Origin of the sequence: Cryobacterium aureum, assembly GCF_002954245.1 — a bacterium.
Taxonomy (GTDB): domain Bacteria; phylum Actinomycetota; class Actinomycetes; order Actinomycetales; family Microbacteriaceae; genus Cryobacterium; species Cryobacterium aureum.
In genome coordinates this window covers 167,272-185,343 of record NZ_PPTG01000002.1, presented here as the reverse complement: position 1 = coordinate 185,343, position 18,072 = coordinate 167,272, and the positions used below count along the sequence as shown (strand labels likewise).

General features: G+C 64.8%; 26 protein-coding genes, 1 tRNA gene and 1 pseudogene. 18 read left to right on the top strand and 10 right to left on the bottom strand.

All coding sequences use genetic code 11. The features are described from left to right. Position 1 precedes the first annotated feature (1 nt). From CJ028_RS01715 to topA, 4 genes are all read right to left on the bottom strand, one after another. Positions 2-1,537 carry an alpha/beta hydrolase gene (locus CJ028_RS01715; RefSeq protein WP_105033551.1) on the bottom strand — a complete coding sequence of 512 codons (1,536 nt, stop codon included), beginning with the start codon at positions 1,535-1,537 and terminating at the stop codon, positions 2-4. A gap of 121 nt (positions 1,538-1,658) precedes the next feature. After that, complete coding sequence (locus CJ028_RS01710) at positions 1,659-2,855, bottom strand: DNA polymerase III subunit delta' (RefSeq protein WP_105033550.1); 1,197 nt, start codon at positions 2,853-2,855, stop codon at positions 1,659-1,661. Positions 2,856-2,982: 127 nt separating this feature from the next. Next, positions 2,983-3,600, bottom strand: a complete 618-nt coding sequence (gene tmk / locus CJ028_RS01705) for a dTMP kinase (protein ID WP_240607022.1) — start codon at positions 3,598-3,600, stop codon at positions 2,983-2,985. After that, complete coding sequence (gene topA / locus CJ028_RS01700) at positions 3,597-6,590, bottom strand: type I DNA topoisomerase (RefSeq protein ID WP_105033548.1); 2,994 nt, start codon at positions 6,588-6,590, stop codon at positions 3,597-3,599. The genes tmk and topA overlap by 4 nt, the downstream gene beginning before the upstream one ends. A gap of 206 nt (positions 6,591-6,796) precedes the next feature. On the opposite strand from topA, the gene CJ028_RS01695 reads away from it, so the two are divergent. Further along, a complete protein-coding gene (locus tag CJ028_RS01695; protein ID WP_105033547.1) occupies positions 6,797-7,033 on the top strand; it encodes a hypothetical protein in 237 nt (78 codons plus the stop codon). 9 nt (positions 7,034-7,042) lie between these two features. On the opposite strand, the gene CJ028_RS01690 is transcribed toward CJ028_RS01695, so the two are convergent. From CJ028_RS01690 to CJ028_RS01665, 6 genes and pseudogenes are all read right to left on the bottom strand, one after another. After that, the gene (locus CJ028_RS01690; RefSeq protein ID WP_105033546.1) at positions 7,043-7,495 is read right to left on the bottom strand and encodes an Rv3654c family TadE-like protein; all 453 of its coding nucleotides are present in this window, start codon (positions 7,493-7,495) and stop codon (positions 7,043-7,045) included. Beyond that, entirely contained in the window at positions 7,492-7,839 is a 348-nt protein-coding gene (locus CJ028_RS01685) for a TadE family type IV pilus minor pilin (RefSeq protein WP_129590349.1), read from the bottom strand. The genes CJ028_RS01690 and CJ028_RS01685 overlap by 4 nt, the downstream gene beginning before the upstream one ends. Next, a pseudogene (locus CJ028_RS01680) lies at positions 7,820-7,912 on the bottom strand (DUF4244 domain-containing protein); the annotation flags it as partial. The gene CJ028_RS01685 and the pseudogene CJ028_RS01680, both read right to left, overlap by 20 nt. Further along, positions 7,894-9,318, bottom strand: a complete 1,425-nt coding sequence (locus CJ028_RS01675) for a recombinase family protein (protein ID WP_161498866.1) — start codon at positions 9,316-9,318, stop codon at positions 7,894-7,896. The gene CJ028_RS01675 and the pseudogene CJ028_RS01680, both read right to left, overlap by 19 nt. Further along, complete coding sequence (locus CJ028_RS01670) at positions 9,315-9,725, bottom strand: ImmA/IrrE family metallo-endopeptidase (RefSeq protein ID WP_240607021.1); 411 nt, start codon at positions 9,723-9,725, stop codon at positions 9,315-9,317. Before CJ028_RS01670 ends, CJ028_RS01675 begins: the two co-directional genes overlap by 4 nt. Next, complete coding sequence (locus tag CJ028_RS01665) at positions 9,667-10,140, bottom strand: hypothetical protein (protein WP_129590347.1); 474 nt, start codon at positions 10,138-10,140, stop codon at positions 9,667-9,669. Before CJ028_RS01665 ends, CJ028_RS01670 begins: the two co-directional genes overlap by 59 nt. Before the next feature lie 165 nt (positions 10,141-10,305). Here CJ028_RS01665 and CJ028_RS01660 point away from each other — a divergent pair, with 165 nt between their 5' ends. The 17 genes from CJ028_RS01660 to CJ028_RS01590 all read left to right on the top strand — a co-directional run bounded on the left by CJ028_RS01660 (position 10,306) and on the right by CJ028_RS01590 (position 18,063). Continuing rightward, complete coding sequence (locus tag CJ028_RS01660) at positions 10,306-10,545, top strand: helix-turn-helix domain-containing protein (RefSeq protein ID WP_205683911.1); 240 nt, start codon at positions 10,306-10,308, stop codon at positions 10,543-10,545. Beyond that, positions 10,545-10,736: a hypothetical protein gene (locus tag CJ028_RS01655; protein WP_105033542.1), complete on the top strand. Its 192-nt coding sequence runs from the start codon at positions 10,545-10,547 to the stop codon at positions 10,734-10,736. The genes CJ028_RS01660 and CJ028_RS01655 overlap by 1 nt, the downstream gene beginning before the upstream one ends. 578 nt (positions 10,737-11,314) lie before the next feature. Continuing rightward, positions 11,315-11,383 (top strand) — tRNA-OTHER (locus tag CJ028_RS01650). 32 nt (positions 11,384-11,415) lie between these two features. Beyond that, the gene (locus tag CJ028_RS01645) at positions 11,416-11,721 is read left to right on the top strand and encodes a hypothetical protein (RefSeq protein ID WP_105033541.1); all 306 of its coding nucleotides are present in this window, start codon (positions 11,416-11,418) and stop codon (positions 11,719-11,721) included. Between the two features lie 61 nt (positions 11,722-11,782). Continuing rightward, the gene (locus CJ028_RS01640; protein WP_105033540.1) at positions 11,783-12,070 is read left to right on the top strand and encodes a hypothetical protein; all 288 of its coding nucleotides are present in this window, start codon (positions 11,783-11,785) and stop codon (positions 12,068-12,070) included. Further along, on the top strand, positions 12,067-12,918 hold the full coding sequence (locus CJ028_RS01635; RefSeq protein ID WP_105033539.1) for a phage antirepressor KilAC domain-containing protein: 852 nt from the start codon (positions 12,067-12,069) through the stop codon (positions 12,916-12,918). The genes CJ028_RS01640 and CJ028_RS01635 overlap by 4 nt, the downstream gene beginning before the upstream one ends. Further along, the gene (locus tag CJ028_RS01630; RefSeq protein ID WP_105033538.1) at positions 12,915-13,136 is read left to right on the top strand and encodes a hypothetical protein; all 222 of its coding nucleotides are present in this window, start codon (positions 12,915-12,917) and stop codon (positions 13,134-13,136) included. Before CJ028_RS01635 ends, CJ028_RS01630 begins: the two co-directional genes overlap by 4 nt. Further along, positions 13,133-13,384, top strand: a complete 252-nt coding sequence (locus tag CJ028_RS01625; RefSeq protein WP_105033537.1) for a hypothetical protein — start codon at positions 13,133-13,135, stop codon at positions 13,382-13,384. The genes CJ028_RS01630 and CJ028_RS01625 overlap by 4 nt, the downstream gene beginning before the upstream one ends. Continuing rightward, positions 13,378-13,632: a hypothetical protein gene (locus tag CJ028_RS01620; protein WP_105033536.1), complete on the top strand. Its 255-nt coding sequence runs from the start codon at positions 13,378-13,380 to the stop codon at positions 13,630-13,632. Before CJ028_RS01625 ends, CJ028_RS01620 begins: the two co-directional genes overlap by 7 nt. Next, on the top strand, positions 13,629-13,790 hold the full coding sequence (locus CJ028_RS20860; protein WP_161498865.1) for a hypothetical protein: 162 nt from the start codon (positions 13,629-13,631) through the stop codon (positions 13,788-13,790). The genes CJ028_RS01620 and CJ028_RS20860 overlap by 4 nt, the downstream gene beginning before the upstream one ends. Beyond that, on the top strand, positions 13,787-15,061 hold the full coding sequence (locus tag CJ028_RS01615; protein ID WP_105033535.1) for an OLD family protein: 1,275 nt from the start codon (positions 13,787-13,789) through the stop codon (positions 15,059-15,061). Before CJ028_RS20860 ends, CJ028_RS01615 begins: the two co-directional genes overlap by 4 nt. Next, positions 15,058-15,552: a hypothetical protein gene (locus tag CJ028_RS01610; RefSeq protein ID WP_105033534.1), complete on the top strand. Its 495-nt coding sequence runs from the start codon at positions 15,058-15,060 to the stop codon at positions 15,550-15,552. Before CJ028_RS01615 ends, CJ028_RS01610 begins: the two co-directional genes overlap by 4 nt. Next, a complete protein-coding gene (locus CJ028_RS01605; RefSeq protein ID WP_105033533.1) occupies positions 15,549-15,782 on the top strand; it encodes a hypothetical protein in 234 nt (77 codons plus the stop codon). Before CJ028_RS01610 ends, CJ028_RS01605 begins: the two co-directional genes overlap by 4 nt. Then, positions 15,779-15,910, top strand: coding sequence for a hypothetical protein (locus CJ028_RS21675; protein ID WP_276309358.1), 132 nt, complete (start codon positions 15,779-15,781; stop codon positions 15,908-15,910). Before CJ028_RS01605 ends, CJ028_RS21675 begins: the two co-directional genes overlap by 4 nt. Before the next feature lie 23 nt (positions 15,911-15,933). Further along, complete coding sequence (locus tag CJ028_RS01600) at positions 15,934-16,554, top strand: hypothetical protein (RefSeq protein WP_129590346.1); 621 nt, start codon at positions 15,934-15,936, stop codon at positions 16,552-16,554. Then, a complete protein-coding gene (locus CJ028_RS01595; protein WP_105033531.1) occupies positions 16,551-17,603 on the top strand; it encodes a hypothetical protein in 1,053 nt (350 codons plus the stop codon). Before CJ028_RS01600 ends, CJ028_RS01595 begins: the two co-directional genes overlap by 4 nt. Next, positions 17,596-18,063 (top strand): hypothetical protein, encoded by a 468-nt coding sequence (locus tag CJ028_RS01590; RefSeq protein ID WP_105033530.1) that lies wholly within the window; start codon positions 17,596-17,598, stop codon positions 18,061-18,063. Before CJ028_RS01595 ends, CJ028_RS01590 begins: the two co-directional genes overlap by 8 nt. Positions 18,064-18,072 lie beyond the last annotated feature (9 nt).

The following is an 18,072-nucleotide window of genomic DNA, read 5'->3' as shown; positions in this document are numbered from 1 at the left end:
GTTAGCACTGCGGGTCGGAGGCGGGCACGATTCCGTCCACCAGGTACGAGTCGACGGCGTCGTTCACACAGGAGTTCGACTTGTTGTAGGCGGTGTGCCCCTCGCCGGTGTAGGTCACGAGGGTGCCGCGCTCGAGCTGCGCGGCCAGCTGCTGCGCCCAGACGTAGGGGGTGGCCGGGTCGTTCGTGGTGCCGACGACGAGGATGGGTGCCGCCCCTGCCGCGTGAATCTCGGTGCGTTCGCCAGTGAATTTGTACGGCCAGTCGGCGCAGCCGATGTCGCCGAAGCTCATGAATGGGCCGATCACCGGGGCCGCAGCTTCGAGCTCGGTGGCTTGGGCTCGCATCACTGTCGGGTCGGCGTTGTAGGGATAGTCGATGCAGTTGATCGCCATAAACGCCTCGGTCGAGTTGTCGATGTAGTCCCCGTTTGCGTCGCGACCGTTGTAGGCATCCGCAAATACAAAAGCGCCGTCGGCGCTGCCGTGCAGCACGGTGTCCAGCATCTTGCTCAGTTTCGGCCACGCGGTGGCCTGGTAGAGCGGGTAGATGATGGCGGTGAGCAGCGCGTTTCCGCCGAGCGGACGGCCGTCCTTGGCCATGATGGGGCTTGCGTCGGCGGACTTCAGCAGCGCGCCGATTGTCACCATCGCGCTGTCGACACTGCCACGGAATGGGCAGTCCTCGCCTGCCAGGCAGTCGCTGAGGTAAGCGCGCAGGGCGTTTTCGAAGCCGACGGCCTGGGTCTTGGTGACCTCGAAGTTGCTGGTCGAGGGATCGACGGCGCCGTCGAGCACGAGGCGGCCGACCTTCTCGGGAAAGAGTTCGGCGTAGGTGGCACCCAGGAACGTGCCGTAGGAGTAGCCGAGGTAGTTCAGGTGGGTGTCGCCGAGCACGGCGCGCAGCAGGTCGAGGTCGCGGGCGGCGCTCTGAGTGTCGACCGTGCCGAGCAGCGGCCCGGTGCGCTGGGCACACGCCGCTGCGAAGGCGTCAGAGGAGGCTTTCAGCTCGGCGATCCAGGCATCCGTTCCGCGCTCGGCGGTCGTGAGACCGTATACGTACTCATCCATCTCCGAGGAGTCGTAGCAGGCGACCGCCGAGGAGCGCCCGACGCCCCGAGGGTCGAACCCGACGATGTCGAAGCTCGCCTGCAGGGTGGCGTCGGTGGCGTAATCGAGGGAATCCTTGATGAAGTCGTATCCGGAACCGCCCGGCCCGCCGGGATTCACCAGGAGCGAGCCGATCCGGTCATTGCCGGTGGCGACGTGGCGTACCAGGGCGAGCGATATGTTCCCGGCGGCCGGGTCGGTATAGTCGAGCGGCACTGAAGCATCGGTGCACTGCAGGGCGTCGCCGCAGTCGCTCCACTGCAGCACCTGGCTATAGAACGGGTCAAGGTCGCTTGTCACCTGCTCACCGGTGGGGGTGGACTCCGTGGGGCCGGCATCCGTCGCGAACCAGGACGCGCATCCACTGAGCGCGAGGGTGAGGGCCAGAGCTGCGGCCGTGATGCTGGTGGCGCGAATGCGTCGGTTCAACGGGTTCCTCTTTCATAGCGTGAAGCGGATGCTGCGGTTCAGGCTACCGAAAGCGGCTGGGAGTCACTACGGGCTATGTCAGTGCGGGCTATGTCACTGCCCGCTTGGCACTGCTGACTTGTCACTGCCGGCGGCGGATCGCCGATACGAGCATGGCCTCGAGCGCGAGGGCCGGGGCGACGTTGGATTGAATGCGCTGACGGGCCACGGCAATCGCGTCCATCGTGGCGACCGTGGCCGCTGGAGCGCCGGCCACGCTCGCGGTGCGCAGTTCGGCGAGCAGTTCGAGGTTGATCACGGCGTGTTCCCGGCCGAGCTGCACCATGCAGACGTCGCGATAAAGCGAGGCGAGGTCGACCAGAATGCGGTCGATGCCGTCGTTCAGGCTGCGCTTCGCGCGGCGCTTCTGGTCGTCTTCGAGGTCTTTGATCTGGCCACGCAGCCCTGGCGGCACGGACTGCCCGGCCTCGACACCGAGCGAGCGCAGCATGCCGTCGCGCTCGGCGGCATCCAGCTCGACGGTGATCGCCTTCGCGTCGTCACCGGCGATCGCGAGTAACCGGGCGGCCGCGTGGACGGCAGACGACACCGAGCGGATGCCGAGGGCCGCACGCAGGGTTTCCTCGCGTCGTGCCCGCGCATCAGCATTGGTGGCGAGCCGCCGGGCCATGCCGATGTGGCTCTGAGCGAGGCGGGCGCTGAGCTCGGCGATGACGGGGTCGACGCCGTTGCGGCGCACGAGAAGGTCGGCGACGTCGGCGACGCTCGGCACGCGCAGGCGAACGGTGCGCACGCGCGACCGGATGGTGGGAAGCAGGTCGGCCTCGCTCGGCGCGCACAAAATCCACACCGTGCGTTCGGGCGGTTCTTCGAGTGCTTTCAGCAGCACGTTCGAGGTGCGCTCGACCATGCGGTCTGCATCTTCGACGACCACAACCCGGTAACGACCGACCGAGGGCGAGTACTGCGAGCGGGCGACGGCTTCCTTGACGGTCTTCATCGGGATGATGACGCCCTCAGTCGTGAGCACGCTGAGGTCGGGGTGAGTGCGCGCATCCACCTGACGCGCGGCCGCAAGGTCGCCGTCGGGGGTGCCCGGGCTCAGCAGTGCCGCCGCAAAAGCGAAGGCCAGGTTGGAACGGCCGGAGCCGGGCGGTCCGGTGATGAGCCAGGCGTGCGTCATGGAGCTGGATTCGGCGGTCGCGGTGGCCGCTCCCCCGGCATCCGCTGCATCGGTGGTCGAAGGCACCCGCTGCGCCGCCGCCCGGAAGATGGCGATCGCGTCGGCCTGTCCCGTTAGGTTGTCCCACACTGCCATGAGTCAAGGGTAACCCGCCCCACGGACACGCCGCGTCGTCCGCGCCCTTCTTGCGGACGGGGCCCGGGCCCGGGCCGTGGGCCCAGTTTATAAACTGGGCCCGGGGACGGGGCCTGGGCCCCGTCCCTCAAAGGAGCGGCGCCACCCGTGCCCGAATGATGGCGGCGATCTCGGCGACGGGTGCAGCGGCATCCACGACCAGGAACCGGTCGGGCTCGGCGGCGGCCAACTCAAGAAACGACTCGCGCACGCGGGCATGAAAGTCGTTCTTCTCCGCTTCGAGCCGGTCGAAGACCTTGTCGTCGGCATCGAGTCGGGCCCGGGCGGCACGCGAGTCGAGGTCAAGCAGCACGGTCAGGTCGGGCAGCAGCCCTTGGGCGGCCCAGAGCGACAGGTCACGCACCTCGATGGCGTCGAGCACGCGGCCGGCCCCCTGGTAGGCGACCGAGGAGTCGAGGTAACGGTCCTGCACGATTACGTCACCGCGGGCGAGCGCGGGCCGCAGTTTGGTGCCCACGTGCTGGGCTCGGTCGGCTGCGTAGAGCAGGGCCTCGGCGCGCGGGTCGACCTCGCCGCGATGGTGCAGCACGATCTGACGAATCCGGGCGCCGACGTCCGTTCCGCCCGGCTCGCGGGTGCGCACCACGGTGCGACCCCGATCTTCGAGCCACTCGGTGAGCAGCGTCGCTTGCGTGGTCTTACCCGATCCGTCGCCGCCCTCGAGGGTGATGAACAGACCGGTCACGAGGCCTTCGGCGCGATCGTTGTCGGGGCAGCGGATCCAGCTGCCGAACTGGCCGCCTTCTTCACTGCAGGCTTTTTTGCAGCCGACTTCTTGACCACGGGTGTGCCGGCTAAGGCCGCTTTGGCTGCCGCGTTCGCGGCCCGAGTAGCGGCCGCCTTTTTCGCGGTCGCTGCCTTAGCTGCGGCGGTCGGCGCCTTCTTGACCACGGGCTTCTTCACGGCAGCCTTCTTGGCCGGTGCTTTCTTACGCGGCGCGGCCGGGCCCTTGGCCCGCTTGTCCGCGAGCAGCTGCACTGCCCGGTCGAAGTCGATCTCCTCGATGTCCTCCGACTTGGGAATGGTCGCGTTGGTGACCCCATCGGTCACATAGGCGCCAAACCGGCCGTCCTTGATCTTGATCGCCTTGCCACTTTCGGGGTCGGGTGCTTCGAATTCTTTCAGTGCACTCGACGCCCGGCGCGCGCCGTACTTCGGCTGCGCGTAGAGCTCGATCGCGCCCGGAAGGTCGATGTCGAAGATCTGGTCTTCACTCGTGAGCGACCGGGTATCGATGCCCTTCTTCAGGTACGGCCCGAACTTGCCGTTTTGCGCCAGGATCTCGGTGCCGGTCTCCGGGTCGAGCCCGACCGTGCGCGGCAAGGCAAGCAGGCGCAGCGCCGTTTCGAGGTCGACGGTGGCCAGGTCCATGGACTTGAAAATGGATGCCGTACGCGGCTTGTCAGCAGCGGCCACCTTCTTCGCGGCCGGTTTGCGCTTAGGCTTCGCGACGGTGACCTCGCCGGTGGCGGCGTCGATCGTCTCAACCGGAGCGGCAACGACGACCGGGACGACCGGTTCGGCCGGTGCCGGCGCGAGTTCGGTGACGTACGGCCCGAACCGACCGTCTTTCGCAACGATTTCCTTACCGTTCTCCGGGTTGAGTCCGATCACTCGGTCAGTGACGACGGGGGCATCGATGAGCTCACGGGCCTTGGTCGCGGTCAGTTCGTCGGGAGCGAGTTCCGGCGGAATGTTTACGCGGCGGGGCGGGGCATCCGCTGCAGCGTCGGGATCGATGACTTCGAGATAGGGACCGTACTTGCCGATGCGCAGGGTGATGTCGTCGCTGATGGTTACCGAGTTGATCACCCGCGGGTCGATCTCGCCGAGGTTGTCGATGACCTGGCGGAGGCCCCTGTGCTTGTCGCTGCCGAAATAGAAGCTGTTGAGCCAGTCGAGGCGGTTGGCTTCGCCGCCGGCGATGCGGTCGAGATCGTCCTCCATCTCGGCGGTGAAATCGTATTCGACCAAATCGCCGAAGAACTCTTCGAGCAGGCGCACGACCGAAAACGCGATCCAGTTGGGAACAAGCGACTGGCCTCGCGGCGTGACATAACCGCGCTCGGTGATGGTCGAGATGATCGAGGCGAACGTCGAGGGACGGCCGATGCCGAGCTCTTCGAGCTTCTTCACCAGGCTGGCCTCGGTGTAGCGGGCGGCCGGCGTGGTCTCGTGGCCCTTGGCCTCGAGGTCCTGCAGGGTCAACTTCTGGCCCTCTTCGAGCGGCGGCAGCTTCGACTCGGTCGCAACGGCCTCCGCGTTGCGCTCCTCGTCCTTCGACTCCTCGTAGGCGAGCATGAAACCACGGAACGTGATGACCGTTCCACTGGCCGAGAACTCAGCGAGCGCGCCCGACGCCGAGGCGTGCTCCGATGTGCCAGTCGGGCCGGCCGCGATGGTCACGGAGGCAGTCGAGCCAGTGGCATCCTTCATCTGCGAGGCGACGGTGCGCTTCCAGATCAGGTCATACAGCTTGAAGTCGTTGCCGCGCAGGCTCGACGCGAGCGACGCCGGCGTGCGGAAGGTGTCGCCGGAGGGGCGAATAGCCTCGTGCGCTTCCTGGGCGTTCTTGCTCTTGCCCTTATAGGCGCGCGGGGCATCCGGAACAGTTTCGGCGCCGTACAGCGCCGCGGCCTGGGTGCGGGCGGCCGTGAGGGCCTGCTGCCCGAGCGACGGCGAGTCGGTACGCATATAGGTGATGTACCCGTTTTCGTACAGCGACTGGGCAACGCTCATGGTTTGGCGGGCGGTGAAGCGCAGCTTGCGCGCCGCTTCCTGCTGCAGGGTCGAGGTGGTGAACGGCGCCGCGGGACTGCGACGGTACGGCTTGGAGGTGACTTTCGTGACCTCGAGCTTCACACCCGGGGCCCGCAGCGCGGTTGTTAGTGCCTGGGCGGCGGAGGCGTCGAGGGTGACGGCCTTCACGGTGGGCTTGAGCGCACCGGAGTCGTCGAAGTCGCCACCGGTGGCAATGCGCTCACCGTTCAGCCGAACGAGCTTCGCGTCGAACGCCTGCTCTGTTTCTGAAGCGGATGCGGCCAGTCGCGCCAGCAGATCCCAGTAGCCGGCGGAGACGAACGCGAGGCGCTCCTTCTCCCGGTCGACGACGAGGCGGGTTGCGGCGCTCTGCACGCGGCCGGCGGACAGCCCGGGGCCGACCTTGCGCCACAGCACCGGGGAAATCTCGTAGCCGTAGATGCGGTCGAGGATGCGGCGGGTCTCCTGCGCGTCGACGAGGGCGGTGTCGAGGTCGCGGGTGTTGTCTTTGGCGGCGAGGATGGCGTCTTTGGTGATCTCGTGGAACACCATGCGCTTGACCGGAACCTTAGGCTGCAGCACCTGCAGCAGGTGCCAGGCAATGGCCTCGCCCTCGCGGTCCTCATCAGTTGCGAGCAAGAGTTCGTTCGCATTCTTGAGGGCCCGCTTGAGGTCGCTCACGGTCTTTTTCTTGGCGTCGGAGACGACGTAATACGGTTCGAAACCGTTCTCCACATCGACCGAGAATCGGCCGAGGGCACCCTTCTTGAGCTCAGGCGGCAGGTTTTTCGGCTCGATCAAATCGCGAATGTGACCGACCGAAGACAAAACTTCGTAGCCGTCACCGAGATAGGCGGCGATCGACTTCATCTTGGTCGGTGATTCAACAATGACCAGCTTCTTAGTGCCTGGCACCAGACTCCTCTTTATACGTAGTGACCAAATGTGGGCCAAGGCACACCATACACACCGGAATGGAGTGCACGCCTAATCGACGGTCACGTCTCGGCGCGCCCCGCTCACACACACGACACTCCCAGCCAGCGCCCAGTTCGCTCAGAGCATGCAGCACAACAGTACCCAGCCCTTGCTGTTTGCCCGCCCAAGTGCAGAATAGACCCATGGGTACAATGACGGCCACGTACACCGCGAAGTTGACGGACGGGCCCCTTCAGGGCAAGACAATCACGACGACTTTTCTCGACTCTGGTGATCCGCAGCCGCGCATCGAGATTCCGGCCGATTCCGGCAAGCGCTATCTCTACGCGCGCGGCGCCGGCCTGGAATTCGAGGGCTCCGACTCCCCCGGCCGCCCAAGCGCGGTCGAGTACCGCTACCTCGAGGTGCTCCTCTCTTAAATCGTCAGATCAGGGCGGCGGTCCGGCCCGAGCGCTCGCGGAGATCTCGATGCCGTGCACCCGGCGCCGCACCGAAACGGATGCGATCAGTCCGGTTACGGTGCAGCTCGTGACGGTGGTCGCGTTCATCGTGGCGACGGCATCCGCCGCCTCGCAGGGGTAACCCGCGATCGCGCCGGAGGCCGTGTCGGCGGCGGCGAGCGCGGCCGCATCGGCCGCGCTCGCGACGGACCGGCCCACGGCGAGCAGCCCGAGAACCGACACGACGAGGGTCGTCAGCAGCACTGTGGCAGCGAGCACGGCGAGCGCGAGGATCGACCCGGCTCCCCGCTCGGTCGAACCGAATCCAGTCTCCGGCCCGGTGCCAGGCCGGGTGCCAGGCCCCGATTCAGGCCCAGCTCCAGCCCGGGAAGTTCCGACCTCCGTGCTTTGGTCGTTCGCCGTGCCAATTCCCCAACTCATTGTCCGCCAGCCAGAGCGCAGGAGACTGCTTCGAGGGTGAGGCCCGCGAAGATTCCCGGCGCACGCGCGACGACTCCCGCACAGACAAACTCGCCGCGGCGTTCCGGAGCCAGGCTCGCGCCTGCCACGGCCCGATGCACGAGCCCCGCGGCCCGCGCCGTGCTGTCACCGCGGGCGAGCACCCGCGCTGCGGTGGCGGCAGCATCCGTCAACCGCACCTGCACACCAATAACCTGAACAGCACCGAGGCAGCAGGCCAGCACCAGCACGACCGCCGGCAGTGCCGTGGCGAACTCCGCGGTCGTGCTGCCCCGGCTACGTCGGCTACCCGATACTGAGGGCACGTCGCACCAGGTCGGTGAGCATTCCCCGCACCTCGTCGCTGCGGAGAATGACTATCACCAGTGCAAAGGAGACGAGTTTCCCCACCGAGAATTAAAATCTGCCCTATGGGCATCGAGATCGAGCAACACCGTCTGCAGAACACTTCCGAGAACCTCACGCCGGCCGATGGCGTCGAAATCATCCCAGTCCCGGGCCATGTCGCGCACAAGGTCGCGGGAAACGTCCGGCACACCGGCAAGCAATGTCTTGACCTCGCTTATCTGATCCCTGAGCTCTCGCTGCCGACCCTCCACCTCCACACGCGTGGCCGCATAGGATGCATCTGAAACCTTGTCATCGACGTACAAGGAAGTGAGCTTATCAATGCGCCGCTGCTGCGCATTCTGTTCTGCCAGTAACCGCTCAAGGTTGGCTTCATTTTCGACTCTGGGCGCGAGGTCTACAGCCTCGTCAAGCTCCCCGGCCAGCCCCTCCAGCCATGTTTGAACAAGTGGTTCGAGCTTCTTCGCGGACACATAGTTGTGGCCGTGTCCCGGGTCCATAGAGGTGCAGATGTACCCGCCGTACCAGATTCCGCCAGTCACGGCTCCCTTGCCCTGCATGCGAAATCCACATGCGCACCGGACAATCCCGGAGAGCAGGTACGTCGACTGGCGCGGCTTCGCGCCTGAGACTCTACGAACCTTGCGCATCGACTGGTAAGCCTCCCATGTCGCGAGGTCAATGATGCCGTCATGGTGGCCTTCGAAGACTTCCCCCCGGTAGGGAACCATGCCGACGTGGATCGGCGAATCCATCACAGTGAATGGCCGTACCCGATTCCAAATTCCTCCATTCGGGGAGGGAATAGCTTTGGAGTTCAGCCAGCGTGAGATCGAAGCCGCACCACTCCCAGAGAGGTACATGCGGTACATCTCCACGACGTACGGAGATTGCTCGGGTTCCGGCTCGATGCCGGCATCCGTCCTCCGCCACCCCCATGGCAGACGTCCAGATGTCGGAAGCCCCAATCGAAGGCGCCGCTGGCGGACCTCCTCCCACTGCTCGCCGATCTGTTCCGATTGGAAGGCCGCGTACTCGGTCATCACGCCACGGGCGAAACGACCCGATGCTGTGGCGGTGTCGATTGGTTCGGTCGCTGACTCGATGCGCCCGCCCGCCACATCAACACGATCGGCCGCGAGAACCCAGTCACGGCGGCTTCGGGAGAGTCGTGACCATTTCCATAGGATTATGACATCGGCTTCCGACGCTTCGATCATGTCGATCACGCGCTTGACCGCGGGGCGGTTGTCCCACTTACGGCCCGACAAGCCTTGGTCCGCTTCGACCTTGACGACCGTGTAACCCATGCGGTCGCAGTAGTCGCGGCCGGCGGTTTCCTGCATCTCAATGCTGATCGAGTCGTCACGGAATACGGACTGCCTGAGGTACAGCACCGCGCGCGGCGGAGTCTCCGGTACCGCGTGCAGCTTCATGATGCTCGGCTGTCGCTCATATAGCGGCTCAGCAATTTCGCTGAGACGTTGAGCTCGTGACACCAGATGCCCGGGTCGTCGGTAAGCGCGGCCGCGCGTCGCAATTCGGTGAAGTCGATGAGCTTTCGTGAGGCCCATCGGTCGGCTTGAACTTCCTGGCGCGGGGTAGCGTCCGTGTGGCCGAGCCAGACATGCCCAATCTCGTGAGTGAGCACGGAGCGCTCATGGATGGATCTCATGCGCGTCTGGAGACAGATGGTATTCAGGTCAGGTATCCATAGGCCGTTCGCCGTGCGCAGCTTGCGGTAGACCACCTTGACTCCGAGTGCCCGCGCATGCTCGTAAGGGTCATAGGCCCGCCCGATCGTCTGCATCATCGCCCCCTGGCGTTTCATCGTCATCGTCATCTGCTGCAATCGCGTAGTCAGACCGCCGCCCCTTTTCTCGGGCGTCTTCTACCTCGCGCAGGACATCGTTTATCAGTTCTTCCGCAGCGGGTTCAGTGAGCGCTCTCGTGGCCGAGCCGGCGGCGACTCTGCGCAGCAGCTCCTTCGAAAGGTCGATGTCGCTAACACTGACGAGGCGGAGCGTTGCGCTGAAGGCGCGCATCTCCTGCTCGGTCACCCATTCAGCTGCTACGGCCGCGTCCCCGAACGAGATGCCGTAAGCGCGGCAGAGCATCGACACCGTGAGGCCGGGAGTTTTATCGCTGGCAAGTTGCGCCTTGAGTGTGGTGTGGGTCATCCCGATCCGCTCGGCCATCGCACGGTTACTTGCCCCGGACGTTGCCATGTAAAGGAAGTCAACGAGTGTCTGCGTCATGCGTTCAATGTAGCACTTTTGCAACACTGTGGATGCTTTTACACTGTCAGCGCGGTACCCCCCTTGTGTGTTTTCGCAACACACCGTAGTGTCATTGCTCCATTTGCCCTTGTTTTGGTGTAGATTCGCTACATACCGAATTAAAAACACAACAAGGAGGTGGACGTGTCGGTCGCCATCAAGATCAAACCAGGAATCATCAATCGCCTCCGCGAAACACGCGGAATCGGCAGCGAAGACGCCTTTGCACGACTCGTGCGAACGGATCGGTCAACTCTTCGCCGCATCTCCGGGGGCGCACAGCCGTCTGGCGCATTTATGGCCGGCTTCTGCGACGCATTCGGCCTCGGACTCGGCGAAGCGTTCGACGTCGTATCTGCCGAACCGGTCGCGAAGGCGGCGTAGTGGCCACCCGCGAGGAGTGCATCAAGGCGGCCGCGGTCTCCCTGGCGAACTGCTACCGGGTCCTCTATACGTATCCGATCGAAGAAGCAGCACGACGCGCACTGCGCCCCGGCGGTCCGACGTTCGAGGTTTTGCTCGTGCGCATCGCCGCCAAACGGGAGAAGTACTTAGTCCCCGCCGGCGCCCTCTAGTGGCGTCAATTTTTACCCCCGGGTCGAGCTAGACCCTCACATTCTTGGCCGTCCACCGGATGGCCGAACCGCCGGCGTGCCCGCACGCCCCGAGATCGCTCAAAGCCAGACCTGCCATCTATGTGCGCCAGCTCCAACGGTTCACATAAGGCGGCAGACACCTCGATTGAAGTCGGGGAACTCCGTGAGGAGGAGTCGGGATGGGGGCGATTAGCAGCTTGATAACTACATACAACGAACACGAGAAGGATATTTCTCCTGCGATACGGGGCACCCGAACGATGGTGCACGCAGGAGCTGCGAACGGTGCGAGGGAACGGCCAATCCGACGGTCATCGCCCCACCAAGGAAAGTACTCGGTTCTGCGACATGCGCGGCAGCTAGGTGTCTGCCGGCGCATGGTGCTTCACAAACGCGGCCTCTCTGGCGCGCCACCTTGTTTTACCTGATCGGGCATCTGCCATTCCATTCGTCACCTTCGGGTGTAGCTGGGCGGGTGCTGTCAACGCTGCGCATCGACGGAGGAACGTCGGCAGCGGTCAGGCGCCCGGTCAGCTTCGAGCCCTGACCGGGCACATGGACGGGTAGCTCAACTGGAAGAGCAGGGTTCCCCCGACCCGATGCAGGTTCAAATCCTGTCCCGTCCACTCACCAACCGAATGTCACGAAAGGACATCGCATGTCAGACAAGATCAGCCCTCGCACCCAGCGCAACACGGATGCGAACGAGAAGCGGCACCAGGCGAACGCCTTGCGGGTCGCTGCACTCAACCTGCCCGAGGCCACGAGCGAGCGCGTCAAGCTGCGCCGTGACGCGAAGGGCAAGACCCACGAGGTCACGGTCACTCGCAGAGTCAGCCCGTCGAAGGCGCTGCGCACCGCCGACCGAAAGCACGCTCGCTGGGTGGCCGAGGGCGCCCGGTACGCCGCTGCCATGGCCGAGGACGAGGCCATCGCCGCCGAGCTCGCCGAGTCGGTGCGCTAACCCCAAGCACAAAAAAGCCCCCGAGGACAAGTCGGGGGCCATGACACAGAAACGAGATCCAATGCCCACCCAGACTACCGACTTCACCGAGCAGATCAAGAAACTACAAGCAGAGATCACCGAATTGCAGCAGCAGCGAACACGCGCTGATGTTCTAGCCACCAACCCCGAATGGCTCAGCGGGCCCGGGAAGTACATGGTCAGCCTCAACGCTCACGGCAACGGCGGTGCCGAGGTTACGACCTTCCGCTACAACACCCCGCAGTCGTCGGGATTCCTCACGGCTGCCGACCTCGTGAGCCTGCGTGACCACCTCACGCTCGTGATCAACATGAAGACTTTCTCATGAGCGCCACAATCGCTACCGCCTACGCCGAGCGCCTAGACGACCTCAAGGTGATCACGCTGACTGATGGCGAAGTATGGAGCGCTCGCGACCTCATGGTCTTTGCCGGGTATGACCGGTGGGAACGGTTCAATGATGCGATCACCCGGGCCGTCACGTCCGTCAATACGACCGGGCTGGATGCCTCGTTACATTTTCGCGGCACCGCGAAATCATCCCCGATGCCCAACGGCGGGTTCCGTCAGGTCGAAGATGTCGAGCTGACCCGATACGGCTGCTACATCCTGTTCCAGAACGCAGATGCACGGAAGCCTGAGATCGCGGCCATGCAGTCGTATTTCGCGGTCAAGACACGCCAACAGGAACTCGCGGCGCCCGCCACGCTCACGGATGACGAGATCGTCGCCCAGGCGTTGCAGATCACGTCCCGCCGAGTTGCGGCGCTGGAGATTCGAGTGGCCGAACTTGAACCGGTCGCGGCCGAGTCGATGACTTACCGCCAGAGCGCGGGCCTGCGCACCATTCAGGATCTCGCGAACGACCTGCGCACGCACGTCTTGACGAACGTCGTCGGGGTGAAGGTCGTGCAGACCGATGTCTACGACCAGGCGGGCCGACTCGGCCTAATCATTCGCGGTGACACGGTGCGGAATAACCAACCGACCGCTCAGGCGATCAAGGCCGGATGGGTCAAACCTGCTCGAACCGAGATCGAGCACAACGACGGCAGCACGACTACCAAGCAGTTCGCGCGCCTCACCCCGAAGGGCGGCGCCCGGCTCTGGGATGGCTGCCTCAACTACATCACCGAACACGGCACACTCACGATTCAGAAAGCAGTTGCAGCATGACGAAACCTCCTGCCCCATACCGACCTGAACCGACCCACGGCCAGAGCATCGTGGACAATGACCGCCGCCGGCGAGCCACTCAGCCCAGTCACCGCCAGCGAGTTGGTCAGCGCAGTCGCCGCCGCCTCTTCCTGCTCTGGTTCTTCGGCTCGCTCGTCGTGGCCCTGACGGCGACTGCCGGATTCTTCATCGTCAACATCGCTGGAATCGCATCGTGAGCGCAACCGAAGACCTCACGGTCGCAATCCGTACACTCACCGACCTGACCGACCCCCGGGCGCGCAGTGACTCCGCGCAGAAGGCCAACGATGCCGACCTGCGCGCCGCACTCAAGCGCACCGTCCCCGAACTGCTCTCGATCATGACGGCGGGATTCGGCGGTGACGACGACCTGACCGTTCATGCGGTGAATCTGGCGCGGCTCGTGAACGCCCAGCCCGACCCGCATCCAGAGCAGCCGTGCTGAAGTCGCCGGGCTACACGCCGCCAGCCGTCGCGGTCGACGGCGACAAGGTCATAGTCGTGCGAAATCACAGCGACGGATATGGCCTTGTCGGTTATCAACTGCCCGCGCCGCCCGGCATCGTCCGGTTGGCCGCTGAGGCCGCCGACGACAACCGCGCCGACCCACCTGAGGACTGGTGGCGGGCCACGTACCGCGCCGACGAAGTTCGGGTCGAGCTGCTCCGGCGACGTACCTGGGCGTTCGTATGACCGTCACGCGCTGGCTCATCATCCTCGCCGTCATCGGCGCACTGCTCATCTTCGCGGGTGCCTGGTTCCTATCGAACCCGCTCGCACTCTTCGGCGCGGCCCTCATGGTCCCGCTGTTCTTAGTACTCGGTTTCACCTACGCAAGGAAAATGCAATGACCCAGACATTCACCGCAACGAACTTCAAGCGCCTCATCGGCGAGGCGACCATCACCCCATCCGGTAACGAGCTCGTCGTGCTCGCCGGAGAGAACCGGGCGGGCAAGTCGAGCTTTCGCCAGGCGATGCAATCGCTCCTCAAGTACGCGTCCAAGCTCATTCCCGATCCAATCCATGAGGGTCGGGACGAATCCCGCGCCGAGTTCATCGACACCGAGCTTGGTGTGCGACTGCTCCGGGTGTGGAAGCGCAAGGCGGACGGCACGATCACCTCGACGTTCTCGGCCTACGCCCTCGACGGCGCCAAGTACCCCTCAGCCGTCGCACTGGTCGCTGAGCTCATGGGCGGCAACCTGATCGACCCCAGCGAGTTCGTGGGGTTCGACGAGAAGAAGCAGCGCGACGAGCTGCTGCGTCAGGTGGAACTGCCCTTCGACATCGACAAACTCGCCGCCGAGCGCAAGGGAATCTTCGACGGCCGCACCGACAAGACGCGCGACGTGAAGCGCCTGGCCGCGCAGCTGGACGGATGCGCGCCGGCCGACGCGAGCGTGCCGGATGCCGAGGTGTCGGCCGCCTCGCTGTACGCCGAGATGGATGCGATTCGTGAACACAATGTGGAGGTGGCGCGGCTTGACTGCGCACTCGTGACCGCGACCAACGCCCGCGTTGCGGCAGATCAGGCGGGCCGTGACGCGGCCGCCGCGCTCGACAAGGCACGTGCCGACCTCACAGCCTCCATAGCCGCCGAGAAGATCGCCGCCGACGCCGCCAATGCGGGTGAGATCAAGTCCCCGGATGCCCTCGCCGCGCAGCTGGCCGGCATCGACGATATCAATGTGAAGGTGCGCGCACAGCTCACCCGGGCCGCCCTCGCCGCTGAGCTTGACGATCGCACCGCCGAGGAGGCCGCGCTGACCGCGAAGCTCGCCGCGATCGACCAGCGGAAGGCTGACGGCCTCGCCGCCGCCAAGTTCCCTGTTGAGGGCCTGAACGTGAGCGACGAGGGCATCACGGTCAACGGGCTGTCGTTCCTGTCGCTGAGTGAAAGTGAGCAGCTCTGGGTTGCACTCCGCATCGCCACCGCTGGCAATCCGAAGCTGAAACTGATCTTCCTCAAGAATGGCGACGCGTTCGACGACAAGACGCTCGCGAAGGTTCAGGCGTACGCCGCCGAGAACAAGTGGACGATCATCGCCGACCGGGGCCGCGACAACTCGGCTGACTTCGGGTTCGTCTTCGAAGAGGGAATCCTGGCGGTGGCCGCATGAACGACGAGATGATCCTCACCGGGCAGCTGGTCTATGCGGACATCGGGCGCCCAGTGAAGCTGATGAGCGACCTCGGGGAGCTGAACGGCACCTTGCGAGCGTTCGGCACCCACACACTGTGTCTCGTAGGTCGGGATCAGTCCTTCCTACTTACGGAGTGGGCAGTGTTCACCGCCCCGCCGCTCGTGGTGCTGCCGACTACTCTCGGCCTCTACGTGCGGGGAGATCTCCAGTCCGGCTATATGGCTCTGGTTACCAGACTCACGCCGGAAGGGTGGAAAGAGTACGGCAGCACCGAAGTGATGACCGACCTGTATTTCCTGACGGAATGGCAGCGCGACGGGGTTCTCACCCGCCTACGCCCCGAGGCCGAAGTGGCCGCCGAGGTGCTGGCAGACCTCGCCGCGATTCTCAGCCAACCGTTCAACGGATGGACCACTCAGGCAGCCGCACAGCTTGACCTGCTCGCTGCGAAGTGGGCCACCAAATGACCACCGCATCGATCGCCCACCTTCTGCACCAATCCGCCGACCGCCTCGACACCGCCAAGCACGCGAACAGCGACCATGCTGCGCAGGCTCAGGCCGCCATCGCGCAGGTGCTTGCCACTCAGGCGCTCGTCGCCGCCACTCAAGCGCAGACGGAACAGATGGAACGTCTCGGCAACCTCTTCGAGAGCATCATGGGCGACTGCACTATCCGAGTCGAGCGTGTGTCGTGATGCTCCCCGCTGGAATGTCCGACGCCTACTACGACGTGCCCGACGAATTTGCCGAGCCGGTCGAAGAGTCCGACCCCGACGACGAGAACGAGCGCCGTGCCGAATGGGAACGGGATGCGTGGGAATGATGACCAGCCCGATCTCATCGCCCATGCTGATCCTGCCGCCCTGGCACTCGCGCATCCTCGATGACGGGACGGACCGTGAGCGGTGGCTGGCGGCCCGCGCAAACGCCGTCATCGGTGCGAGCGACGCCGCCGGCTATGTGAATCTCGCATCCATCGAGAAGTACACGGCCGCGAAGTTGAAGCCGTCGAGCTTCCATGGCAACGCTTACACCGAGGCTGGCCACGAATGGGAGCCGCGCCTGCTCGCATCTCGTGGCCTGCAGCAGAGCACGGTACTCATTCATGCGCCCGGCGAAATGGGTTTCGGCGCCACACCCGACGCCATGAAATCCACGCCCGAAGGAATCATCCTCGACGAGGCGAAGGTCAAGCACAACAAGATCGTGCATGGTCCGACGCCGCGAGAGTTTCGGCAGGTCGCCTGGCAGATGTTCTGTGCCGATTGGGACCGCGTCCTCTACACAGAGTTCGTGTGGGGCGAGGTCGTCAACGGCGAGCTACGAAACGGCGCGATCGAGCCGAAGCATCTGCGCATCTTCCCGAAGGACGTCGAGCACCTGCTGCAACCAATGATCGACATCGCAACCCCCGTGCTGGCGCGAGTTCGCGCCGCACTCCAATTCGCAAAGGAGCTTGAACTATGAGCACTGATCTGACCGTTTACAGGAACGAATCGCTCGAGGCGCGTATGGGCTATGCCCGCACGATGGCCAGCGCGGGCGACCTTATCCCCAAGGGACTCTGGTCGAGCCCGGGCGGCGGGGTTCTCCCGGCACCCTCGCCCGGCAAAGTGCTGCTGGTCATGGAGACGGGCGCGATGCTCGGAATTCACCCGGTGGCCGCGCTGTCGGGCATCAACATCATCGAAGGCAAACCATCGATCAGCCCGGCGCTCATGTCGGCGCTCGTGCGCGGCGCCGGCCACACGCTGCGTGTCGTGACAGACGGGACAGTGGAGGGCGGCGACTTCACGGCCACCGCCACACTCACACGCTCCGATGACCTCGATTTCACCTACAAGTCGACGTGGACGCCGCACCGGGCGATGCGCGCAGAACTCTGCACGTACAAGCAGGAGGGCGGCGTGTGGAAGGTGTCAGCTACCGGGTCGAAGGGCGGCGTGAAGCCGTGGCAGGCCTATACCGAGAACATGTGCAAGTGGCGCGCTGTTGGCGAGGTCTGCGGTGAAGGTGCGCAGGACGTGATCATGGGCATGCACACTCCAGATGAGATCGGAGGGCTCGTCACCGACGCCGGCGAGATGATCGCGACACCCGACGCTGCACCCGAACCGACAGAGGACTGGCTCGCGCTCATCGAGGCGACGGACGACAAGTACGACCTCTCAGTGCTGAGCCAGCGCATCCAAGGGTTCGAGGCAAAGGACGGCACACGAGTGCGCGATTCCGAGATGACTGAGGCGATCCGCACGGCCATCATGACGCACGCCTCGACGCTCACGAAAGACTCACGGGAGACTCCCCCGCCGGCTGCTGCCGCCGAAGCAGAGGCCGCGCCGGATGAGAACGTGATCGACGCCGTGATCGTGCCTGACGACGAGCCCGCCGCCGCGGCACCGACAGCGCCGTCACCCGACGACCCCGAGCCCGCAGAAGAAGAGTCCGAGCTGGCCAAGTACGAGCGCGAGAGCGCCGAGGAGTACGCGGCAGAGATGAAGATCACCGGTGCCTGACATCTCGCCCCAGCTGCTTGACGTGCTCCGTGACATCGGCATGGATCACCCCGACCCTGAGGTGCCGCTGCACGCCAAGCTCATCGCAACGATCGAACGGCTTGGGCCCGGCGCGACCTTCGGGCAGCGCCTGGCCGCGATCCGGTTCGACTTCAACTGGGAACTAAACGACGCCGGCAAGGTGTTCGCCAAGGCCAAGGCTGACCACGAGCACTACCTCGACGCCGAGACGGTCAGGCTCCGCGCCGGGTCCGAGAAGATGTCGCGCGTCGAGGGTGAGCAGATCGTTCGGGCCCGAGACAAGGCCTACGAGCTACGGCTGCAGTTCCTGCTGGCCGAGCAGCGCGAGCGGGCTATGCGCAACTTCCTGCTGACGATCCAGTCGGCGCTCGACAATCACCGCACCGACCGCGCCGACTGGCGCGCAGCGGACACGGAACACCGCGTGAGCGGAACGTGACCCCCATAA